This window comes from Desulfatiglans parachlorophenolica (genome assembly GCF_055394735.1).
Genome location: NZ_AP042460.1, coordinates 383,796 through 404,352, shown reverse-complemented (window position 1 = coordinate 404,352; position 20,557 = coordinate 383,796). Strand labels below are relative to the sequence as shown.

The following is a 20,557-nucleotide window of genomic DNA, read 5'->3' as shown; positions in this document are numbered from 1 at the left end:
TTTTTTCAAAGTCCCCACCGACTGACAGTTTGAGGTAAGACGGATAAGCCAGGTTCGACAAAATTGTCGAGACTGCCGGTTTTTGTCGACCTCATGATCCGGTCTAATCATTCAACATACTGAAATACTTATCGTATTTTTTTGGCATGCCGCTTGCTTCGATGATCAGTCAAATGCAGGCAAAGACACCTGTGCCACGGGCAAGGGAGAAGAGGGAGATGGTGTTCTCCCCGATCTTTGAGACACACAGAGACTATCTGAAACCAGCGGAAAGGAAAGGAAGCATCATGGATAAGAGAAACACGAAGGTGGTTTTGGCAGGGTTGGGCGTGGGAGCGCTGATGCTGATGGGTCCGGGTCCAAGCTGGGCAGGCATCCCAATGAACCCTTTGGAATCTGAAGGGATGCACGCCCGGACATCGCTCAGCGACTCCGCCCCTATCGTCCTGGCCGGCGGCGGCCGTGGAAACAGACACGGCAGCGGTGAAGGCGTAAACGCAACATGGCGAAGAGGTGACGGCTCGGGCAGCGGACACGGATATGGCGTGCAGGATGGGAGCGGATCGGCCCCAAGGCCTCAGGACGGGACAGGCTACGGCGCCAAGAATGGATCCGGATCGGGCACCTGTGACGGCACCGGCCCCAAGGGCAAAGGACGCGGAGGTCAATCCTAGCGGAGACCAAAGCAGTCAATTTATCGAAACGGAACACAAATCGAAAGGAGAGCAGGATGATGAAAAGGTTGATGGCAGGCAGTGTGGTGGTATTGGTGGTGCTTTTGATGAGCGTCGGGACGAGTATCGCTGCAAACAGCTTTGACAAGGGCAGCCAGGGCGTCTGCGATGGCACAGGGATATCCATCGTTTGTTCGGGTACGCCCGTTGAGTTCACTGGTGTGGTGTCGGACATCAACTACGCCGGAAGCGGCCTGGAAGTCACTATTGACGATACAACTGTGGTCACGGTGTACGGCATCGGCCCCTATCATTACTGGGCCCTGATGGGTGCGGACCGCCCGGAGATCGGAGACACGGTCACCGTTTCGGGGATGGAAGTGGATCTCAACGGCGTCTTGAAGATCGTGGCCATGTCGATTAGTGTGAATGGTAAGACCATAGAACTTCGCGAACCGTGTGTGGACGGCACGGGGGGACAGCCCCTGTGGAAAAGTCTCCGGCGGCATCAGAGACCATAGCCGGTTTGGACCGACTCTTCAGAACTCTTTCCCTACATCACCCGCTTTGACAGGAGAGGCCCCCGCGGCAGGGCCTTTCCTTTTTCCACAACAGGGTGTATAGGGAAGGCGTAAGCCGCAGGGGGCAAACACGAAGACGGATACGGCCAATTCAAGCCTCGATACAGGCAACCGGCATTGAAATCGATCGAACAGAAGCCAACCATCGCCGCACAGGGGGCATAACCGGTGAGAAGACCTGCCTGGCCGAGATCCCAGTCCCCTCCGGGTCCGAGTCTCGTGATAGCGGTCTGTCTCTGTCTCTTTGTGATGCCTGCCAGCGCCGGCGCGGTGGACCTGACATCCGAACTCGCATCCGGGTACGATTCCAATCCCGCCCTGATCGATCCCTCGGAAGGCTCCGGTTTTTCCCTCTACGCCTTCAGGGCCGGACAACCGTTATCCCTGACCGAGGCTCTGGCCCTCGATCTGTCGGTGGAGGGAAGATACCAGGACTACTGGAGCGTGGGAGACAACTATCGACTGCAGGCCGATGGGTCTTTTACGGTTGCTTTGGCCGACGGCCGATTCCTGCCTGCCCTTGTGGGAGAAGCAGCCGCCTACCGTGATGCCCTCATCGAGGCCGACGAACGGGACGAAGCCATGGCGGGTATTCGGGCCGACTGGATCCTCTCCAAGAGGGTAACCCTGGGTTTGGAGCAGACCTGCCGGTGGTTGAGATATCGCAATTGGGCCATGCCGTTTTCCGGCAAAGGACAGGGTGGAATGGACGGCAGGAACGCCAAAAACAGCGATCATTTTTCCGAAACTCCCCATTCGGAAAGGGGCCGTAGTCCCTTCCGGCCGGAAGTGGAGCCTCCAATGAGACGAAGGAGCCCTCTTCAAACGCTCTACCCGCCGCGGGACAACCGCCTGCTTTCGACCACCCTCGATCTCGATGCCTTTCTGCTCCCCTCCTTGACCGGCCGGGTCTTTGTGGAGTACGGGGACCTCGATGCGTCGCTGGACATGGAATCCTACCGCGAGATCGTGGGAGGCATAGCCCTTTCATGGTTTCCGGCACCCGAGTGGCTGGTGGAGATGGATGCGGCATGGCAACGAACGGATTACCACGATGTGCCTGAAACCCTCACCCACGTGAGAGAAACCAACCATGTCCGATCGGCGGGGATCCAGATCAGCCGATTCTGGCGCGGCTTCGAGTTCTTTGGACACGCGGGTTGTAAATCGGGCGACGCGCCCCTCGACTACGCATCCTATACCCAGATGGTGATCCAATGCGGACTATCCTTCTCCTTTTGACGGGCATTCTGATCATGGGAGGGGTACTCGACGCCTCGGGCGAGGATCTCTTTCTGGGCCGTATCGTTTCCGTGGATCACGATACGGGGACACTGTCCATCTTCCTTATCGAAGAGCAATCGAATGGAGGCAATGGAAAGGATCGTGCAAGCGCGCCGCTGGAGGTAACGATCCCCCCGAACCAGCTCCCGAAACATCTCTCTCCCGGAGACACGGTCAGGATTTGGGGAGACTTCACGGGCGGGGGAACAACCCTGAGCGCAGCGAGGCTTTACGCCCCGGGCCACGGAGGCGGCGCGAACGACGCGACGGGGGTGCGCCGCCGCATCGGCAAAAGCAGAAGCCATCACGGCGGAAGGGGGGAAGGCAGAGGTCATGGCGGACGGTAGAAAACCCCTCCCCCTTTGGGCAGCCAACCTGTTCGTATTTTCCCTCCTTTTCTGCGTCGTGACGGTCTACTTTCTCTGGCAGGTCCACCAGGCCAAAAAAGAGTTCCTCAACCACGTCGAGGAACACGCCGCCATGGTGGCGGAGGTGGTCCAACTGAGCGCCCGGGGGAGCGTCCTCGCCCAGCGGGCGGCGGAGGAAATTCTCGAGTCCTTTCTGGGCAACACCGCTCGGTTCGTCGATTATCTGGACAGGATCGAGCCCTTTACCCCCGAAGAACTGACCGCCTTCTCCCAGGAGACCGGCCTCACGGGGATCCGCATCGACCGTGGAAACGGTGAGCAGGTGGAAGGCCCGGCGCAATGGCTTCCAGCGCATGATCCGGCCCGGCCTTCCAACCCCGGCCTCGGGCACCTGTCTGACCTGCACCTCTATCTGTTTTCATGGCCCGATAAGGGTAATTCCAGCCGGGTGGTCGTGGGGATGAGCGACGCCCAGGTGCGGACCATTCAGGAGCATCTGGGGTTGGATAACGTCGTCCGGACCCTCGCCGGAATCCCGCGCATCGGCTACGTGAAAGTCGCCGCACCCTCCAGGGGCGGACCGGAGGCTGCGCCGGCCGCCTCCGTGACCATGAAGGAGCATGAGGGCCGCAGGGTGGCGGAGGCCCTTGTTTCCGTGGATGGAAAGGAGATTGCGGTAGCCCTGGATGCGGGTTATCTCAACCGGGCCATCGGACGGCTGTGGCGCGATTTCTTCCTTTTCAGCGCGGCCCTTGCCCTCCTTGGTGCCGTCTTGTCGATCGTCCTCTACAGGCGGCAGGCGGCCCATCTCGCCCAGATCCAGAAAATCGACGGGCAGCTTGCCCTGGAGCGGGAAAACGCCGCACTCGGCCGCTCGGCCGCCGCCATCGCCCATGAGGTTCGCAATCCCTTGAATGTACTGAGCATGGGCCTTCAGCGTCTTCTCATGGAGAGCAAGGCGTTGAGCGACGATAATCGCCACCTGGTTGATCTGATGCTTGGCGCCGTCAAGCGCGCCAATACCAGCGTGGAGGGTCTGCTCAAATACGCGCGCCCGCAGAAGCCCTTCAAAAAACCGATGCGCCTCGATCTCCTGCTGGAGAACATGCTCCACCTCTACGAGCCTCAGTGCGAGGCATCGGGGATCAGGGTAACCCGGCGGATCGCCTTCCAAACGCCGATCCCCGGAGACCCCAACCTCTTGGGACAGGTGGTGGAAAACCTCCTCAAGAATGCCATCGAGGCTCAGCCCGGCGGGGGAAACATCCACGTGGAGATGTTTTCCGAGCAGGATGCGTGGGTCTCCCTGAAGGTCACGAACAGGGGTTTCACTCTAAAACCGGAAGAATCGGAGCGCATCCTGGAGCCCTATTTTACGACCAAGCCGGACGGGACAGGGCTCGGGCTAACGATATCCCGGAGGATCGTCGAGGCCCACGGCGGCAAAATCACGGTCCGGGTCCCAAAACCCGAGACCGTGGAAATCTCCATCGAGCTTCCTGCAACCGCATCGGAAAACAGTCCCTAGCAGAAGAAGAAAAAACGGGAGAAGCTCCTGCATGAAAATTCTTATCGTAGACGACGACCCGGCTCAGAGAGAACTGCTGCAAGGATTCCTGGAAAACCAGGGCTACTCGACGCTTTCAGCCCCTGACGGTCAGGAGGCCCTCCGCCTCTTCGAACGGGAGCCGATCCACCTGGTCCTCCTGGACCACCGGATGCCCGGCCTCAGCGGGGACGCAGTCCTCGAAAGGTTGAAGGAGATGAACCCGAAGGTGAGGATTATCATGATTACGGCCTTCGGCGACATCGATACGGCCGTCTCGGTCATGAAGCTGGGGGCCTCCGATTTTCTCGAAAAGCCCGTGGACCTCTCCGTCCTTCTGAAGATGATTCAGCAGATCGAGCAAGCGGTCAACGTCGAAGAGGACGTTGCGCAGGTGAAGGAAGCCCTGGCCGACGGACCGCTCCCGTTGAACATCATCGGAGAAAGCCGGGCCATCGAGGATGTGCTCTCCCTCGCAAGGCGCATGGCGGGAAGCCCCTGGCCCATCCTGGTATGCGGGGAGACCGGAACCGGAAAACAGCTGGCGGCCCACCTGATCCACCTCCTGAGCCATAGGGGCGACGGACCCTTTGTGGACGTCAATTGCGCGGCCATCCCGGAGACCCTTTTCGAAAGCGAACTCTTCGGGCACCTGAAAGGGTCCTTCACCGGGGCCTCTCACACCCGCAGGGGACGATTCGAACTGGCCGACGGGGGCACGCTCATGTTGGACGAGATCGGCGAGATCCCCATCTCCCTTCAACCCAAACTGCTCCGGGCCATTCAGGAGGGGCGAATCAACCCGGTGGGGAGCGAAGAGGAACGGGACGTAAACGTGCGCCTCATATCCGCCACGAACCGGAATCTGAGGAAGATGGTGGACGAGGGAAGCTTCAGGGAGGACCTCTTTTACCGCATCCGCGTCCTCGAGATCGAGATCCCGCCCCTGCGGCATCGACGGGAAGACATCCCTCCCCTTCTGGAATTCTTCCTCAAACGCTATGGCTCCCCTTCCCTGCGTTTATCCCCGGAAGCGGAGGACACGCTCATCAAATACCCTTTTCCCGGCAACGTACGGGAGTTGGAACACGTCGTACAGCGGACGGTCACCCTCGCGCGGGGCCCTGTCATCACCCCTGCGGATCTCCCCGATGAAATCCGTCATTTCCAGGCCACGACCCAGGGAACCCTCGAAGAACGATTGGAGGCGGTGGAACGGGAAATGATCCTTTCGGCCCTGGAAAAAAACGGCTGGGTCCAGACCAGGGCGGCGGACCAGCTGGGCATCAGCGAGCGGGTGCTCAGATACAAGATGCAAAAGGCGGGAATCCGGAAACCCGGCTAGCAACCCCATGGATATGGCATGCCGGGGGCAAGTGTTTGTTTCCACTCTGTCATGGTTGGTTCTTCCCATTCGAACGTCTCATCTTCCTTCGGAAAGCAAACCTCATCGATCGAGAAGCAGCGAGCCTCACGAATAGGGGGGTAATTTTTTCACCGGGCCCACACCCAGCAAGTAGAGCATCCTGGACGACTGGTTCAAGCCCAGCAGTTTGGCCGCCTCGCCGTCATAAAAGGCGCCGATGCCGCAGCAGCCCAACCCCAGGGCCGTCGCCGCCAGATACACCCTCTCTCCGAGCCGCCCCGCCGTAAGCATGGCGTAGCGGTACCCGCGCGGCCCCCAGACCTCTTCGAAAAGATCCAGGTTGGCGATCATGACCACATGCAGGGCGCAGTGCGAAAGCCACTCCTGGTCCAGACACACCCGCGTCATCGGCTCGATCAGGGCACCGCGGGCGGCAGAGCCCCAGGAGGAGGCGGCAGGGTCCACCAAATAAAAGCCCGGGTCCACCCCTTCAACGTTTCCGGCCAGCAGCCCCGGGCAAACGCAGTGATCCCCCATCCGCTCCAACCCCCCCGGCGGGTCGTCCAGGCAAAGCACCGACAGCAGGGCTGAGAATGAATCCCGTCCCAGTGCCCTTGGCACAAAATTGCGCAGGGACCTCCGCCGCACCACGGACTCCGCGAAATCCAAACTTTCGGGCCAGTACCCAGGCCGGGGCAGGGGGCGCCACTCATCGGGTGCAGGACCCAGGCTTCCGGCCGCCGCAGGCACGTCAACGGGAGTGCGCGCGGCGTGGGCGCTGCAGGCATGCATCTCGGCTGGCAGGGGATAATCGATCTCTTTGGGTGAAACGCGGCTGGCGGCCTGGATGGCTTCAGGAAGGGCCTCCGCATGATCCGGAATGCGGAATGGCGCCACTGCCGGATCGGCCACCTGCAGGACAGCCAGGCACACCTCCCGCCTCGGCTCGACTCCCAGGAAGGCGTTGGCGCTCTCGTCCTCGAAATCATAGCTCACCCGGCAGGGCAGACCGAAAGCCCTGAGGGTCAAGACCAGGTTCTCCAGCAAATGCCCCGTGTCCATCAAATGGTATCGGTAGGACCGGTCCCTGTATTTCCAGGCGCTCCGGAAAAAGATGGCCGTCATGAAAAAGGCCAGGTGCGGTGACGCGTCTTCTTTTACCGGGCCGTTGCGGCGCAGGCGTGACAGGCCGTGCCTGGCGATGGAAAAATGATAGAGCCCGTCCTCCAGCCCCTCCACCGACCCGGCGGCCAGATAAAGTTCGAAGGGATAAAGGGCGCCTGCCGATGGGACGCTCCTGAAGAAGAAATCCCCGTCGGAGTGGCGTGTCCTCGCCGTCAGCGTGTAGGCCGTTCCGATTACGCTGCTCAACAGCTCTATCGAGAGCGGGGACATCTTCCCCGGGCTTCTCTTGAGCACATCGGAAAGCCGCCCCTCCGGCCTGCGTATCTCCGGCGGCAGCTCAAACGTCACCCCGCCGGGGTATTCTTTGTACACAGCGGGCTGGTTGGCCCAATCCAGAAAGTGCCCGCCCAGCCTGCCGCGCTCATAGCTGGTGCGATGGTGGTATTGTCTGCCGGAATCGATCATGACACTACCCTCCTTCATTTTACAGGCGCTGCCTTGGGCGGCGCCACCCATGAAATGAGAACGCCTGACACTGCAGCGAGAAGCCCCAGGTAGGAAAAAACGCCGTAGAACGAAACCCCGCGCTCCAGAAGGGTGCCAGACAATGCCGGACCCAGCACGCTCGCCACGCATCCATAGGCTGTAAAGAGGAAGCCGAAGATCACCCCGAAGTGCTTCAACCCGAAGCAATCCGTTACGAGAGGAGCGGATATCGCGAACAGCGTGCCCAGGGCAAGGCCGATGAGCAACGCCAGCAAGCAGATTCCGCCCAGGATCGACACGTAGGGCATGCCGAAAAACGCTGCGCCCGACGCCGAAGGTTTCCATCCAGGTCGCCCCCATCACACCGGGATAACCGAACGTCATCGCGCCAGGGAACCAGATGGCCACGAAAGCGCCGATCACCGCCCATTTCCCTGACTGCTCCTCCCTCATCGCTCCTCCGGATGGGAACAGGAGGGGGAATCGAACTCCCACCGGATATGTCCCAAGGCAGTTGCCATCTGAACAACATCTCCCCTTTTTGTTGTGATATGCGGGGAAATTACCACATACATGCCGGCTTTAGCCAGGTGGATTCCGCACAGGGTGGGCCAAGGGGACAATCGAGATGAGGGGTGTACGATGAAATGGCATTGCGCCTACCCTGCGACACTCCAACCGGCACCCAGGCCGAAAAACGGGATTGTTTCCACCCCGTCATGGTTGTATTCTATCGTCTTGGAAAAATGACGACAGACTCGCCCCCTTTACGGAGCATCCACGCCCCGACAACCCTTGAAACGCTGATGGATCTATACGGATGCGCATCCACTATATCGGGCACTTGCCACCAGATGATCCGCTGGATGGATATTTGCGTTTCGACATCGCCCCCCGGCTCGACCTTCAAGAAACCCCTTCCGGGTTCCGTGTTTCGAGGTTCACCTTTTCGAGAGACGTGTACTTGTACGAGGCTGTCGAGAACACCTTTCGGGTGGTGGGCAAATTCTTTCCCCCCGGCCGCCGATCACCCCATGGGGCAGCAAGCCCTCCAACGGAAACGGAATTCCACAACCTGGGCCTCCTGCACCAGCTGGGCCTGAACCGTTGGCCTTTCCGGGTGGCCCGTCCGCTGGGATACAACCCCTGGATCGACCATGTCTTGATCGTGGAGCATTTCGACGGGCAGCTGCTGGACGAGGTGATCGATCGGGCGATCCGGCACCACCACCCCGACAGGCTTTTCCAGAAGCTCTCCGCACTGGCGGCGTTTCTTGCGGCCTTGCACAACCGCACCGCCGGCGATCGAAGCGTCGACTTCCGGGCGCCTTATGAATACGCAGGCCGCCTGATCGAGTCTCTGGTTCAAAAACGAGGAATGGCCCGCACTGAGGCCGACGAGATCTACCGGCTGCGGGAAGGGTGGTGGAACCGAAGCTGTATGTGGGAAGACCGCCGGGTGATCGTACACGGTGATGTGACACCCTCCAACTTCGCCTTCGGCCCGGGCCAGGAGGTCATGGTCTTCGATCTGGAGCGGATGACCTGGGCGGACCGCGTCTTCGACCTGGGCCGCCTAACGGGAGAGTTGAAGCACTTCTTCCTGCGAGGGACAGGAGACGCCTCGGCCGCCGAACCCTTCATCGGGCACTTCCTGTGGGAATACTGCGGCTATTTTCCGGAGCGGCAGGACGCCTTCCGCGCCATTACGCGCCGCATCCCGTTCTACTTAGGCATCACCCTCCTGCGGATCGCCCGCAACTCCTGGATCGATGACGCCCACCGCCGCCTCCTGCTGAATGCGGCCAAAGAGAACCTGAGGGCCATGACATGAAAATCAAGGGCATCTTATTCGACATCAACGGGACGCTCATCGACATCCTCACGGATGAAGGTCTGGATGAAATCTACCGGGCGATCAGCCACTTCCTGACCTACCAGGGCATCTACCTCCATCGGGATGAGGTCCGCAGCCAATACTACCGGATCATGGACGAACAGCTGAAGGCCAGCGAAGAAAAGCACCCTGAATTCGACGCCCTCGCCCTGTGGAGGGAGTTCCTGGATCGCAACACGGACCCTGCCCGAACCCCCCGCCCCGCCGCGTCCGAGGACATGCCCCGGATTCTGGCGTACCTGTACCGCGCCATTTCCCGCCAGCGTCTGGAACTCTACCCGGATGTGAAGTCCGTGCTCGAGGAACTCGAGCCGCGCTTCCCCCTGGCCGCGGTGTCGGACGGCCAGAGCGTCTGGGCCATGCCCGAACTGCGCACGGTGGGCATCGACCGCTACTTCTCACCGATTGTCATCTCGAGCGACAACGGATTCCGAAAGCCGGATCCGAGACTCTATCACGCTGCGCTGGCCGGGATCGGGGCAAAGCCCAAAGAGGTGCTGTTCGTGGGAAACGACATGTACCGTGACGTCTTCGGCGCCGCACGGATGGGCATGAAAACCGTTTTTTTCGCCTCCAATCAGGGGCGGCGGCATATGGAAGGCGTGGAGCCGGATTACATTATCTACCGCTTCGCCGAACTGAGAGAGGCGATCCGGTTTTTCGAACGGAGGTAACCCGGCGAAACCGGGAAAACCGGCGCCCAAGCGGTTTTCCTTTGGAACAGGGAGGCGGTCTTCGACGCCCCCGGTTTTCCACTCCGTCTGCCCGCCTGCCGAGAATCCGGATTCCTGCCGGATGCGAGCCTTTTTCTATTTCCCGGCCCCCAGGCTGTTCGATATCGTGTTGATGTAATTGAAGTAGGATGTTACGGCCGCGGCCTCCAGGATCTGGGAGTCCGAATAGCCGGCATCCCTCAGAACATCGATGTCCTTCTGCGTCATCTTGTAGTTTTCCTTGCCGGCGCATTTCATGCAAAACTCCATCAGGACCCTCTCGTTCTCAGGGATCTTCATATGTTCGATCCCGGCCAGGACATCGTCGACCTGCTTCTCCGTCATGCCCAGCATTCGGGCGATCCGTTCATGCTCACCGACGCACATGGTGCAGCCATTGAGGTTGGAAATGAGAATCGCGATGCTCTCCTTGATGGGTTTGCTCAATTCGGTTTGACTGACCAGCAGGGCCTTGAACAACAGGGTCGTCGCGTGGTAGATATCCGGGCGGATGGACAGGATTCTTGCAACCTCGCCCACCTCTCCCGTCTTCTTTTGGACAGCCTCCAACTGTACTCTAACCGACTCCTCGAGTTCGCTGATCGGCGGAAGATCAAGATATGCCATGGGATGCCTCCTCTTGTTTTTTTGGCCCCGGGCAGAACCCCTGCCCTTCTGGGCCGGAAGATTAACGAGCTTAACTCCTTTTACTTACCGTAATGGTAACCTTCATGGTTTCGCCTTTTAGAGCCAGTTCTCCGGCCATGGAAGAAAGTCATAGATAACCTTGACTTATCCCATGGGCTCATCTATGTATTTGATTTTTTCTTTCATATATTTTCAGTTCTTTCCGCCAATATCCGGCACCGATCATTCTGATTTTCCGTTTTCTGTATATAAATCTGAAGTTTCCTGAAAATGCTCACGCCGCCATGCGCCGCAGGGCATCCACAAAGGAATTTAGCCTGGATTTACACGGCACCGAGAAAAGTAAACCGAAATTATCATCCGCCGCGGCTTGAGCAACCGATCTTCGCACATCGGAGAAGGCGAAATGGTTGCGGCCCTCCACAATGTGTCGCCGGGCCGGGGTCTTCTCCATTCGGCTCGCGTAGACCCAAGCCACGCAAGCGGCCATCATGCAAAAGTGCAGATGGTTGCTGACAGCATCCGGATGCCGGGTTTGCGTCTCGGCACTTCCGATATCGCGCTTGAGCTCTTTGAAAGCAGCTTCGATTTTCCACCTGGCGCCATAGTACTCGATGATCTGTTGGAGGCAAAGGCTTGTGTCGGTTGAAAACAGGGCCACGTAGTGGTTGCCCCGATAGACCCATACCACCTTGACCGCGCATTTGATCGTTTTGAGCATCCCTTGGCGCTCATAGGCGATAACGGTTCGCACCCGCCCGTACAGGTTGACCTCGTAGGGGCGGGCAAGCGCTTTGAACTTGCCGGCCAGCATCGATGCCGCGCCCAGCTTTGTGCCATACTTGGCCGGTCTGCCGCGCATCTTGTGCTGACGCTGAGCGGGCTGCGCGAAGAGATTGCTGTTGGAGCGCAGTCGCGATATCAGGCTCAAGCGCGGGCCGAGACTTTTGTGCAGCGGTCGGTAGAGGCCGTTATTGCCGAACCATGAGCCGGCAACCACCGTAACGGGAGCGTGACTGAACACTGTGGCGATCTGTCCGATCATGGATACGGCCTGGCCGAGTTTGGTCTCAAATTCGATCCTGACCCGGTTTTGCGCACGGTTGACCTTCTCTCGATGTTCTTTTTCATATGATAGAACCGCCAGCTCAGCGGCAGACAAGCCCAGCGCCCCTTTATGATCTTCAACAGGCCGACGGCCACAACGTTCTGTGCCCAGGGGTATTTGGTCTGGTTCTGTTTGGCGGCATGGTCAAAGGTCTTGGCGCACGCGAAAATCTTGCGCCCTGTTTTGGGGTTTATGTAGTCGTCGAGGGCCAGCAGCAACCGGCCTTCGGTTAACGGCTCGGGGATCATGTTCCAGAGTGCTGGCCACAGCCGCTGCCAGGGGATCTTCGGTGAGGCCATGAAGGTGTAGAAGCGTTTCTTGGCAATGTGTCCGAAGCCGAAAAGGGTTGTGAGGCATCGGCGGATATGGGATGTTTTCGAGCCGGTAAACGGGATGATGATCGCCACGATGGTGTAGACGAACCAGATGCCGCGTTCGTCGGCTTTTCGGGAATCGGCGAATTGATCTTTGAGCTTTGCGAGGATGTCGTGTAGGATAAACATGCGAGGTTCCTTTCGTGGTACCGTTGTTTTTGGTCGAACAAACATACCACGATTGGACCTCGCGTTCAAGGTTAAAGCACCGTAAACATTGATAAAAACAGCGGAATGTGTCAATGAAAATGAGACACGCCATGCGGTAAATTAGTGTACCCCCGCATCGCTCGCCGTCGGTTTGTTGATCCATACGGCATCGGGTAAGGGGGTAGGTTGTGGTACGATGCCCTTGAACCTTTTGGGAAAGCGCTGGAAAGCCTCAAAGAGGACTTCTTGGCGTTGTTTCTGAATGGTCTGGGCATAGCCGTAGTGAAGGCTTTCCGGTGTCATCATGGCGATGCCGGAATGATGGTGGTGCTTGTTGTACCAGTTAAAGAAGAACCGGCAAAACGCCGTGGCATCCTCGATAGAACCGAATGTGCCTGGAAATTGCGGGCAGTATTTCAGTGTCTTGAACTGGGATTCTGAATAGGGGTTATCGTTGCTGACGTACGGCCGGCTGTGGGTCTTGGTAACGCCCAAATCAGCCAGAAGTTGAGCGACGGCCTTAGATTTCATGCTGGAGCCGCGATCAGCGTGCAGCGTCAGTGTTCCAGGTTCGATGTTCTGTTTGATGCAGGTTTCCTCGATGAGCTGTTTGGCCAATTCACTACTTTCATGGGGGGCTACCAACCAACCAACGACATAGCGACTGAAAATATCTATGATGACATACAGATAAAGATAAGTCCATTTTTGCGATGTTTTGAGTTTAGTAATATCCCAGGAGTAGACCTGATTCGGACCTGTAGCCAGTAATTCAGGTTTTTCGTAATGTGGTCGTTGCACCTGACGACGACGCTCTTTGACATCACCGTGTATTTCCCTGATGAATCGGTACATGGTGCTTACAGAGCACAAGTATTGCCCATCATCAAGAAGATTGGTATAGATCTGATGTGGTGCCATGTCCTGAAAACGCTCCGAATGCAACACGTCGATCACGGCCTGCTTTTCTGCGGGCATCAAGGCCAAAGGCGGAGCAGGCGAGCAGATCTTTTCCATGGGAGTGTCGTTGTTCGAGGTGTGACGGTAAAAAGTGGCACGAGAAACGCTCAATGCGCTGCAGGCGGATTTTATCCCCACTGTCCGATGGAGATCCTGTGCCACAATCATGAGATCCTTCCGCTGCCCTTGTCCTGGTCTTGAGGGATCCCCAGGATCTCTGAAATTTTTTTTTGAACTTCGATGATGGTTTCAGCTTTGTGCAGCTTCTCTTTGAGTTTCCGATTCTCCTTTTCGAGCTGCGCAACGCGTGGTGCCAACGGATTTTTCTCGATCTCTTTGCGGCCGCGTTTCTTCGGTTGAAGTGCGTGCAGCATCCCCTCTTCCCGCTGGCGGCGCCAACAGGTCAGATTCGAAGAGTAAAGCCCTTCACGGCGAAGCAGGGAGGCCACTTCTCCGGGTTCAGAGCACTTGTCGACCTCTGCAAGCATACGCAGCTTGTATTTGGCTGTAAAATTGCGGCGCCGTTTTCTCGCGACAACCTCGGGGTCTGGAGGCTCGACCGCTGCAAGCCCTGTGGGTGACCCGGTCGCCCCTAGGGCGACCGGGTCACCCACAGGGCCCGTTTCCTCAACCCTGGACCTTTTCAATGCAATTTGCGTTAGCTTTTTCATGGCTTAAAACCTTACCCGCCCTACACTAAATTTTCAAGGGGGGCGTGTCTCACCCACATTGACACAGAGGGTGGGGAAAACCAGTGGTCGAGGCCGGATGGACCGCGCCCATCAGCGTCATGGAGCGGAAGTGAAAACCGTGATGGTCTACCCACTTGTCAAGGATGCAGCGATAAGGCTCCGAGACGGCTTCGGAGGGTAAGGAACGATGAATGCATTGGCCGTATTGTCGTCCCGGGAGCGCTTTTATGAGCAGTCGAGGCAGGGGTTTGAAGAAATGGTTGGGCGCCTGGATTCCGAGGAGGTTCGCTCGATGACCCATAGTGAGATTGAACGGGAGCTCGAGAAGATGGGTCGGGAACTGATGCGCAAACTCTTGCAGGAGCATTTGGAATCCCGGGGTCCTGGAGAAAGTGCACAACCCGTTCAGGGCTCCGATGGCGTCAAGCGGCCGCGGGCGAGGCTTCAGAAGCGAGAGTTCGAGACGATTTTCGGCACGGTCTCGATAGAACGCGCGGGCTACGGCCAGGAGGGGAGCCGTAGTCTGCATCCGCTGGATGCCGAGCTCAATTTGCCCGACAAAAAGTATTCCCTTGAACTGAGCCGCCGTGTGGCAGAAGAAGCTGCAAGGAGTTCCTTCGACGAGACCTTCGAGAGCATCGGTAAAATCACTGGAGGTCATGTCCCGAAGCGTCAGATCGAGGAACTGGTCAGGCTTGCAGCTCAGGACTTCGATGCTTTTTACGAGACCCGTCAAGCACAATCGGCAGTGGTTGAAGAAAATGACTCGATTATGGTGATAAGCGTCGATGGCAAAGGGGTAGTGATGCGGACGGAGGATCTTCGAGAGCAAACCCGTAAGGCCGCCAAGGCGCGTAAGCACAAGATGGGCGCGAGGCTTTCCAAGGGGGAGAAGAAAAACGCCAAGCGCATGGCTACTGTGGCCGCCGTTTACACGATTGCGCCCTTTGTGCGTAAACCGGAGGACCTGGTTCCCGAAACCGACTCTGAACGTGTCGAGCTGCCTCGCCCCCGGCCTGAGAGAAAACGGGTTTGGGCGAGTCTGGAGAAGACCCCGGAAGAGGTGATCGAAAAAGCGTTCGAGGAGGCAGTTTGTCGGGATCCCGGGCATCGAAAGAAGTGGGTGGCACTGGTTGACGGCAATAAGACCCAGATTCGCCTCCTGCGCCGCATAGCCAAAGAGAGAGGCATCGATCTGACCATCATTCTCGATTTCGTTCATGTAACAGAGTATCTTTGGAGTGCGAGCAGGGCGTTTCACTCCGAATCGGGTGAAAAGCTGGAAAATTGGGTTCGCGTGCGGCTTCTTGAAATCCTGCGGGGAAAGGCCGGGTATGTTGCAGGAGGCATACGCCGCAGCGCCACATTGCGAGACTTTACCCCGCCAGAACGCAAACCCGTCGATGTCTGCGCCAATTACCTGCTCACCTATGGACCCTATCTGAAATACAACGATTACCTTGCTCAAGGATTTCCCATTGTTACGGGAGTCATTGAAGGCGCTTGTCGTCATCTGGTCAAAGATCGCATGGAAGTGACTGGCGCCCGATGGAGCTTGAACGGGGCCGAGGCCGTGTTGCGTCTCCGTGCATTGCGCTCCAGCCACGATTTTGATGAGTACTGGGAATTTCATGAAGTACAGGAGTATGAAAGAAACCATCGAAGCCTTTACGCCGGTGGCATCGTACCCCCCACAATCAAGCCAACACACGCTCCCGAACGTAGTCGTAGTCATCTGAAGATCATTAAATAAGGGAAATATTTCCGTTCAAATTTTTGATAACATACGATGAAAAATGCTGCTCAAAGTCGTTCTAAAAGAGCCGCACCCTTTTGATTTTGTGGTCTACATTCAGGAGGTCCGGTGATATCATTAAAAAAGTTGGTGAAATGGTCTGCCTCTGGCAGACCTGTACCTCCATGTGAAGCCTTCATGTGCATCGCCGGCGGGCAGGGTGGTTACGACTTTGGCGGGTCTGCCACCGCCTTTTTTTAGCCCTCCTTCGGGCGATCCCCTCCCTCCTCCCGTGAAGCCCTTTCTTGCTCCAGTTGTTGCATGGCCTTGAGCGCGGCCTCTTTTTGTTTGGGATGTCCGGCCGCGTTTTCAAAGGCGCTGTATGCGCCCTGCAAATTCTTTGCGTTCCAGGCCGCATACCCTGCCATAAGCCAGGCCCTCCCGGCATGTTCCCTTTGATGGGCAGCCGTTTCAAAGACATGAATGGCCTCCGGATACCTTTCCAGCTCATAGAGGAGATCTCCTTTGAGCAGCAGTAAGCGGCCGTTGTCTTCTTTTTGCAAAAGGGCCTTCTCCACCCATTCAAGGGCCTTTTCAGGCCGATGGAGCCGGAAATACCCCTGTGCGATCCGGTATGCCATATCGGACCCTGGTTCTTGCCCCGCGAGCCTTTCATAAACCCGGACCGCCTGAGCCGGGATATCCAGGGTCATGTTCAGATCCGCGACAATCCTTTCCTCCTGGGCCGTGAGAGGCTCAAGGAACCCCTTAACGGTCAGGGCCACCAGGGCGGGTTTGTACTGGTTCTCCTTCAGGTAAAAATGGGATAGTCCCTTCCACCATTTGGGCTCAGCCGGGTATTCCATGACCAGGCGCTTTACGTACGGGAGGGCCTTTGCTTTCATGTCCAGGGAGAGATAGGTGTGCAGTCTCAGTTCCTGCCACCGTTGGCGTTTTTCTCCTTCTGCTTTTTCCGAGAGTTCCTCGATAAAGGGCAGGGCCTTTTGAGGCTGATCTGAATCCAGAAATGACTGGACCAGGGCCTCCTTCCATTCAAGTTTGATGTCTGAATGAGAATGCTCGTTCAAAAGCCTCTGAAAGGTTGCCAGGGCCTTTTTGGCATCTTTTGCGGTGATGAAACAGATCGCGCCGTAATAGAGGGTTTCAGGGTCCTTTTTGGGGGCGGTCTCATACCCCTTTAAAAAGGCGTCGCCCGCCTTGCCATGGGCGTTCATGTCGCAACGGCATCTGGCCAGGTTCATCCAACCCGCGTGAAAATCCGGATACCGGTCCAGGGCCGCGCCATAATGGGACGCTGCTGCGGCATGGTCCTGGGTCATCAGGCAGCAGTTGCCAAGGGTGAAATGGACCAGGTAATGGTCATACCCCGTTAATTTGCCTGCCTCAGAATCAAGGCCTTTCCCCTTTTCCCGGAATTTTTGGAGAATGCCGATTGCTTCTCTAAACCGGTTCTTTTCCATTAATTGCTGAGCCTCACGGATGGCCACCCGGACGGGCAGGGGAATATCGGCCTCTCCCTGGTCCGCCCAGGGGATCCCGTGACACGCCAAAAGCCCGATAATAAAGACCCATAGGCCCAAAGCATATTTCGAGACAGAACTCATCCTCTCTCCTCCTGAAGATCAAATTGAATGGTTGTCTTAACCCATGTTTTGACCGGGACCCCGCCTACGGTCCCTGGCGTAAAGCGCCAGCCTGAAACGCAGCGGATGACGGCCTCGTCGAACACTTCTTGCGGATGACTTTCAATGATCCGGATATCCTCGACCTTCCCCGCCTCGTTCACAATGAACCGCACCTTGACCCACCCTTCGATCCCCCTTCGTCTCGCCCGCATTGGGTACATGGGCGGGACCCGGGCAAGCGGTGTCAGGGGGTTATCGATTTCCCCCACCCCATAGAACCCCTTCAAGTCCTGCGTACCCAGAGAAACCGTCTGCATGGGCAATACCGGCACCGTGCCGGAAATCGCAGGCATTTTCGGGTTGATTTCAAATGGGAGGTCAACGGCCTGTTTTATGGGATGGTTTTCATGAACCCTCTTTTGGGGATTCAGTTTTTTCGGGGTTTCCTGGGGCTTGGGCTCTTCCTTCTTTTCTTCTCTGCGGGCAGGGGGTTCGGATCGTTTGATCCGGACCACATTGACCGTCTCGATATATGGGCCGTACACAGGCCTCCCTATCTCCCTATCGATCAGCCGCGGCATGAGATCAAACAAAATCATATTGAGGACCAGCGAAGAAATCACCGCGACGGTCCAAACCACAGAGCAACGGATTGTCCTCCAGGCTTTGATCTGGTTCGGCGAGACCGATTCCATCACCACGCCCATCTCGTTACTCCCCTGTTTCCGATAGGAGACCCGCGCCTAACGAGACACTTTTGGCCCCCGCCAGCTTGCATTCGTCCATGACGTTGATGGCAATGCCGGTACGGCTTTCCCGGTCGGCCACCACGATGACGGCCCCTTCCGGATTCTCGGCCAGGGCCCGTTCCACATGCGCCCTTACCGCGCGAATATCGATCTCGCGCCGGTCCATGAAGATTCGATCTTCCTCGGTGACTCCAATCAGGATATTGGCCTTTTCCTTGCTGACCGCCGTAGCCGCGGTCGGCCGGTCGATGTCGATCCCTGTTTCCCTGACAAAACTGGTGGTCACCAGGAAAAAGATCAGCAGGATAAAAACCATGTCTATCAAAGGCGCGATGTTCAGCTCGATCCCCCGTTTCCTCGCCTTTCGCGCTGCGGATATGTTCAGCATGATCCCCTCTCCCACAACATAAAACAGCCCCCCATACGATTACACATGCCGCCTCAGATAGATGCCCACCGCTGAGATCCGTTGTTTCAGGTTCTCGGCCCGGCGACTCAGAAACCCGCTCATATAAAGCCCGGGTATTGCCACCAAAAGCCCGGTCTGGGTCGTGATCAGGGCCTCCGAAATCCCCCCGGCCATGGCCTTGGCGTTCCCCGTCCCGAAAATCGAGATAATGTCAAATGTGGCGATCATCCCGGTCACCGTGCCCAAGAGGCCCAGCAAGGGCGCCATCGCCGCAAGAACGGCGATCAAAGAGAGGTGCCGGTTCAATGAGGACGTCAGAACGAGCACGGTCTCATCCAGAATGAATCGATCCACCTCGGCCATGCCGCACCGACGAAGCAGAAAGGCGTTGACCAGCAGGGCCCCAGCCCCCCTGTACTGCTTGGGATCCGGCAGTTGGCAGGCCTTTACATGCGCCAGGGCTGTTTTTCGGCTCATACTCTTCCGGTACAATCGCCTGAAGAAAAAGACCCGGTTGACAATGAGCGACCACATCACCACCGAGAGGACCGCCAGGGGAACCATGACCACGCCCCCTGCACAAAAATAGTCCTCCAGACCGAGAAAATGATCGTGAAAGACCCCCATCATCTCCCCTCCCGTGCCTTGAACACGGTGTTTACAAATGAAACCGCCTTCTTTTCCATCTGGCCGATCAGGTTCTCGACCTTTCCGGACAAGAGGGTGTGACACAGCATGATGGGAATAGCCACTGAAAGCCCCAGCATAGTGGTCACCAGGGCCTCGGATATTCCGCCCGACATCATCCTTGGATCCCCGGTGCCATAATAGGTGATCACATGGAAGGTATTGATCATGCCGGTAACGGTTCCCAGGAGTCCCAGCAGGGGCGCGATCGCCCCCAGCATGCCCAGGGTGGACAAAAACCGCTCCAGCTTCGGGACTTCGTTCAGCGTAGCCTCCTGGAGCACGTTCTCCAGGTCCTCACGGCCCATATCCCGACCATTGATACCTGCCAGGAGCACATTGGGCATCGGCTTTTTCCCGGCCTGGTTGCAAAGCTCCACACACCTGTCCCACTCGCTCCGGCTTGCATGGCCGCATACCGCATCCACAAAGCGGTCTGTTTTCATTCCTTTCCGGAACAGATAGAAGGTCCTCTCCAGAATAATCAGCAAGGCCAGAACCCCGATGCCGAGGATCGGGTACACGATGGGGCCGCCCTTGGGGATCTGTTCCATGAGGCTCAGTTGATGGGTCAATTGCCGCAAGGCCGCACCCTTGGACATATCGATGGGAACATCCTCCGATTCACCCTTCAGATACGCCTCCAGCTTTCTTGCCATACGTGGCGGAGGAGCTTCGGAAAGGGCAAAAAGATGTCGATTGTCGTCGGAATAGAGCAAAAACCCGGTCTCTCCGGCAACCTTATAGGCAGCTGAGAAATTCCCCAGCACCAGGATGTCGCCGGAAACCTCTTCCCCGGCTCGATTGACAAACGGTCCCTCCTTTATCCGAACCTGACCCGATAAACTGATTTCATCAAACAGGAGATCCACCATCGCCCGGATGTGATCCATCCCCGGATATTCCGTCTGGTTCAAGATCGGCTGCAATGCCGCCTCCCGGCCCGCGACAAGGGCGCTCTGCAGGCTCCGGCCCAGAAGAAGGTCAGTATCCTTGGCATTGACACGCACAAATCCAACCAGTTCCCGGACAGCCCCCTCCACCTCCTGCCGGCGGCCAAGCAATTCCCTCTCCTTGGCTTGAAGGGCCTTCAGACTCTCTGCCAATGCCAGGCTTTCAGTCGTCAGCCGCTCCTTTTCTCCACTCAGCCGCTCAAGTGATCGGTTGAGTGCCGATCTGTCGGCAAATATGCCTTGCCTGCTCTCTTCCGCCTCCCTCGCCGCACGCTCCTTTTCCTCCCTTGCCTTCTCCAGCATGATCGCCCGCCTCTCCCTGGCCTCGGTCTGCACGGCCCTCATATCCTGGGCAAAGGCTGCTGTGGACACACACAGTAGGATCATGGCCACAAGGCACATACCA

Annotated in this window: 18 protein-coding genes and 1 pseudogene; 9 read left to right on the top strand and 10 right to left on the bottom strand. The window is 57.6% G+C overall.

Annotation, left to right across the window (positions count from 1 at the left end):
* The first annotated feature begins 287 nt into the window (after nucleotides 1-287).
* The 6 genes from ACZ500_RS01875 (at nucleotide 288) to ACZ500_RS01850 (ending at nucleotide 5,798) form a co-directional block, all read left to right on the top strand.
* Nucleotides 288-674, top strand: coding sequence for a hypothetical protein (locus tag ACZ500_RS01875; RefSeq protein WP_464230835.1), 387 nt, complete (start codon nucleotides 288-290; stop codon nucleotides 672-674).
* Between the two features lie 56 nt (nucleotides 675-730).
* Complete coding sequence (locus ACZ500_RS01870) at nucleotides 731-1,195, top strand: hypothetical protein (RefSeq protein WP_464230834.1); 465 nt, start codon at nucleotides 731-733, stop codon at nucleotides 1,193-1,195.
* 228 nt (nucleotides 1,196-1,423) lie between these two features.
* A complete protein-coding gene (locus ACZ500_RS01865) occupies nucleotides 1,424-2,497 on the top strand; it encodes a hypothetical protein (protein WP_464230833.1) in 1,074 nt (357 codons plus the stop codon).
* Nucleotides 2,473-2,886, top strand: coding sequence for a hypothetical protein (locus ACZ500_RS01860; RefSeq protein WP_464230832.1), 414 nt, complete (start codon nucleotides 2,473-2,475; stop codon nucleotides 2,884-2,886). Before ACZ500_RS01865 ends, ACZ500_RS01860 begins: the two co-directional genes overlap by 25 nt.
* On the top strand, nucleotides 2,873-4,435 hold the full coding sequence (locus tag ACZ500_RS01855) for a sensor histidine kinase (RefSeq protein ID WP_464230831.1): 1,563 nt from the start codon (nucleotides 2,873-2,875) through the stop codon (nucleotides 4,433-4,435). Before ACZ500_RS01860 ends, ACZ500_RS01855 begins: the two co-directional genes overlap by 14 nt.
* Nucleotides 4,436-4,466: 31 nt before the next feature.
* On the top strand, nucleotides 4,467-5,798 hold the full coding sequence (locus tag ACZ500_RS01850; protein ID WP_464230830.1) for a sigma-54-dependent transcriptional regulator: 1,332 nt from the start codon (nucleotides 4,467-4,469) through the stop codon (nucleotides 5,796-5,798).
* A gap of 126 nt (nucleotides 5,799-5,924) precedes the next feature.
* Here ACZ500_RS01850 and ACZ500_RS01845 read toward each other — a convergent pair whose 3' ends face one another.
* Together ACZ500_RS01845 and ACZ500_RS01840 are read right to left on the bottom strand one after the other, a co-directional pair.
* Nucleotides 5,925-7,409, bottom strand: coding sequence for a SagB/ThcOx family dehydrogenase (locus ACZ500_RS01845; RefSeq protein ID WP_464230828.1), 1,485 nt, complete (start codon nucleotides 7,407-7,409; stop codon nucleotides 5,925-5,927).
* A 14-nt stretch (nucleotides 7,410-7,423) separates the two neighbouring features.
* Entirely contained in the window at nucleotides 7,424-7,738 is a 315-nt protein-coding gene (locus tag ACZ500_RS01840; RefSeq protein ID WP_464230827.1) for a hypothetical protein, read from the bottom strand.
* 536 nt (nucleotides 7,739-8,274) lie between these two features.
* On the opposite strand from ACZ500_RS01840, the gene ACZ500_RS01835 reads away from it, so the two are divergent.
* The gene (locus ACZ500_RS01835) at nucleotides 8,275-9,264 is read left to right on the top strand and encodes a phosphotransferase (RefSeq protein WP_464230826.1); all 990 of its coding nucleotides are present in this window, start codon (nucleotides 8,275-8,277) and stop codon (nucleotides 9,262-9,264) included.
* A complete protein-coding gene (locus ACZ500_RS01830; protein ID WP_464230825.1) occupies nucleotides 9,261-10,001 on the top strand; it encodes an HAD family hydrolase in 741 nt (246 codons plus the stop codon). Before ACZ500_RS01835 ends, ACZ500_RS01830 begins: the two co-directional genes overlap by 4 nt.
* A gap of 135 nt (nucleotides 10,002-10,136) precedes the next feature.
* On the opposite strand, the gene ACZ500_RS01825 is transcribed toward ACZ500_RS01830, so the two are convergent.
* From ACZ500_RS01825 to ACZ500_RS01815, 3 genes and pseudogenes are all read right to left on the bottom strand, one after another.
* Nucleotides 10,137-10,667 (bottom strand): peroxidase-related enzyme, encoded by a 531-nt coding sequence (locus tag ACZ500_RS01825; protein WP_464230824.1) that lies wholly within the window; start codon nucleotides 10,665-10,667, stop codon nucleotides 10,137-10,139.
* Between the two features lie 295 nt (nucleotides 10,668-10,962).
* Nucleotides 10,963-12,299 (bottom strand): annotated as a pseudogene (locus tag ACZ500_RS01820) (IS701 family transposase).
* Nucleotides 12,300-12,440: 141 nt separating this feature from the next.
* A protein-coding gene (locus tag ACZ500_RS01815; protein WP_464230823.1) for an IS3 family transposase occupies nucleotides 12,441-13,951 on the bottom strand; the annotation gives its coding sequence in 2 pieces (ribosomal slippage) (nucleotides 12,441-13,504 and nucleotides 13,504-13,951; 1,512 coding nt in all).
* A 208-nt stretch (nucleotides 13,952-14,159) separates the two neighbouring features.
* Between ACZ500_RS01815 and ACZ500_RS01810 the strand changes: the two genes are divergently transcribed.
* Nucleotides 14,160-15,725 (top strand): ISKra4 family transposase, encoded by a 1,566-nt coding sequence (locus ACZ500_RS01810; protein ID WP_464230822.1) that lies wholly within the window; start codon nucleotides 14,160-14,162, stop codon nucleotides 15,723-15,725.
* 239 nt (nucleotides 15,726-15,964) lie between these two features.
* On the opposite strand, the gene ACZ500_RS01805 is transcribed toward ACZ500_RS01810, so the two are convergent.
* From ACZ500_RS01805 to ACZ500_RS01785, 5 genes are all read right to left on the bottom strand, one after another.
* Nucleotides 15,965-17,332: a tetratricopeptide repeat protein gene (locus tag ACZ500_RS01805; RefSeq protein WP_464230821.1), complete on the bottom strand. Its 1,368-nt coding sequence runs from the start codon at nucleotides 17,330-17,332 to the stop codon at nucleotides 15,965-15,967.
* Nucleotides 17,329-17,994 (bottom strand): energy transducer TonB, encoded by a 666-nt coding sequence (locus tag ACZ500_RS01800; protein WP_464230820.1) that lies wholly within the window; start codon nucleotides 17,992-17,994, stop codon nucleotides 17,329-17,331. Before ACZ500_RS01800 ends, ACZ500_RS01805 begins: the two co-directional genes overlap by 4 nt.
* A gap of 70 nt (nucleotides 17,995-18,064) precedes the next feature.
* Nucleotides 18,065-18,490 carry an ExbD/TolR family protein gene (locus ACZ500_RS01795; protein WP_464230819.1) on the bottom strand — a complete coding sequence of 142 codons (426 nt, stop codon included), beginning with the start codon at nucleotides 18,488-18,490 and terminating at the stop codon, nucleotides 18,065-18,067.
* A 39-nt stretch (nucleotides 18,491-18,529) separates the two neighbouring features.
* The gene (locus tag ACZ500_RS01790; RefSeq protein ID WP_464232979.1) at nucleotides 18,530-19,138 is read right to left on the bottom strand and encodes a MotA/TolQ/ExbB proton channel family protein; all 609 of its coding nucleotides are present in this window, start codon (nucleotides 19,136-19,138) and stop codon (nucleotides 18,530-18,532) included.
* Nucleotides 19,138-20,553, bottom strand: a complete 1,416-nt coding sequence (locus tag ACZ500_RS01785; protein WP_464230818.1) for a MotA/TolQ/ExbB proton channel family protein — start codon at nucleotides 20,551-20,553, stop codon at nucleotides 19,138-19,140. The genes ACZ500_RS01790 and ACZ500_RS01785 overlap by 1 nt, the downstream gene beginning before the upstream one ends.
* Between the last annotated feature and the right edge of the window lie 4 nt (nucleotides 20,554-20,557).

Coding starts and splice junctions, on each gene's coding strand:
- ACZ500_RS01875 (WP_464230835.1), top strand. CDS start 288: ATGGATAAGAGAAACACGAAGGTGGTTTTGGCAGGGTTGGGCGTGGGA.
- ACZ500_RS01870 (WP_464230834.1), top strand. CDS start 731: ATGATGAAAAGGTTGATGGCAGGCAGTGTGGTGGTATTGGTGGTGCTT.
- ACZ500_RS01860 (WP_464230832.1), top strand. CDS start 2,473: ATGCGGACTATCCTTCTCCTTTTGACGGGCATTCTGATCATGGGAGGG.
- ACZ500_RS01855 (WP_464230831.1), top strand. CDS start 2,873: ATGGCGGACGGTAGAAAACCCCTCCCCCTTTGGGCAGCCAACCTGTTC.
- ACZ500_RS01850 (WP_464230830.1), top strand. CDS start 4,467: ATGAAAATTCTTATCGTAGACGACGACCCGGCTCAGAGAGAACTGCTG.
- ACZ500_RS01845 (WP_464230828.1), bottom strand. CDS start 7,409: ATGATCGATTCCGGCAGACAATACCACCATCGCACCAGCTATGAGCGC.
- ACZ500_RS01840 (WP_464230827.1), bottom strand. CDS start 7,738: ATGCCCTACGTGTCGATCCTGGGCGGAATCTGCTTGCTGGCGTTGCTC.
- ACZ500_RS01830 (WP_464230825.1), top strand. CDS start 9,261: ATGAAAATCAAGGGCATCTTATTCGACATCAACGGGACGCTCATCGAC.
- ACZ500_RS01825 (WP_464230824.1), bottom strand. CDS start 10,667: ATGGCATATCTTGATCTTCCGCCGATCAGCGAACTCGAGGAGTCGGTT.
- ACZ500_RS01810 (WP_464230822.1), top strand. CDS start 14,160: ATGAATGCATTGGCCGTATTGTCGTCCCGGGAGCGCTTTTATGAGCAG.
- ACZ500_RS01805 (WP_464230821.1), bottom strand. CDS start 17,332: ATGAGTTCTGTCTCGAAATATGCTTTGGGCCTATGGGTCTTTATTATC.
- ACZ500_RS01795 (WP_464230819.1), bottom strand. CDS start 18,490: ATGCTGAACATATCCGCAGCGCGAAAGGCGAGGAAACGGGGGATCGAG.
- ACZ500_RS01790 (WP_464232979.1), bottom strand. CDS start 19,138: ATGGGGGTCTTTCACGATCATTTTCTCGGTCTGGAGGACTATTTTTGT.
- ACZ500_RS01785 (WP_464230818.1), bottom strand. CDS start 20,553: ATGTGCCTTGTGGCCATGATCCTACTGTGTGTGTCCACAGCAGCCTTT.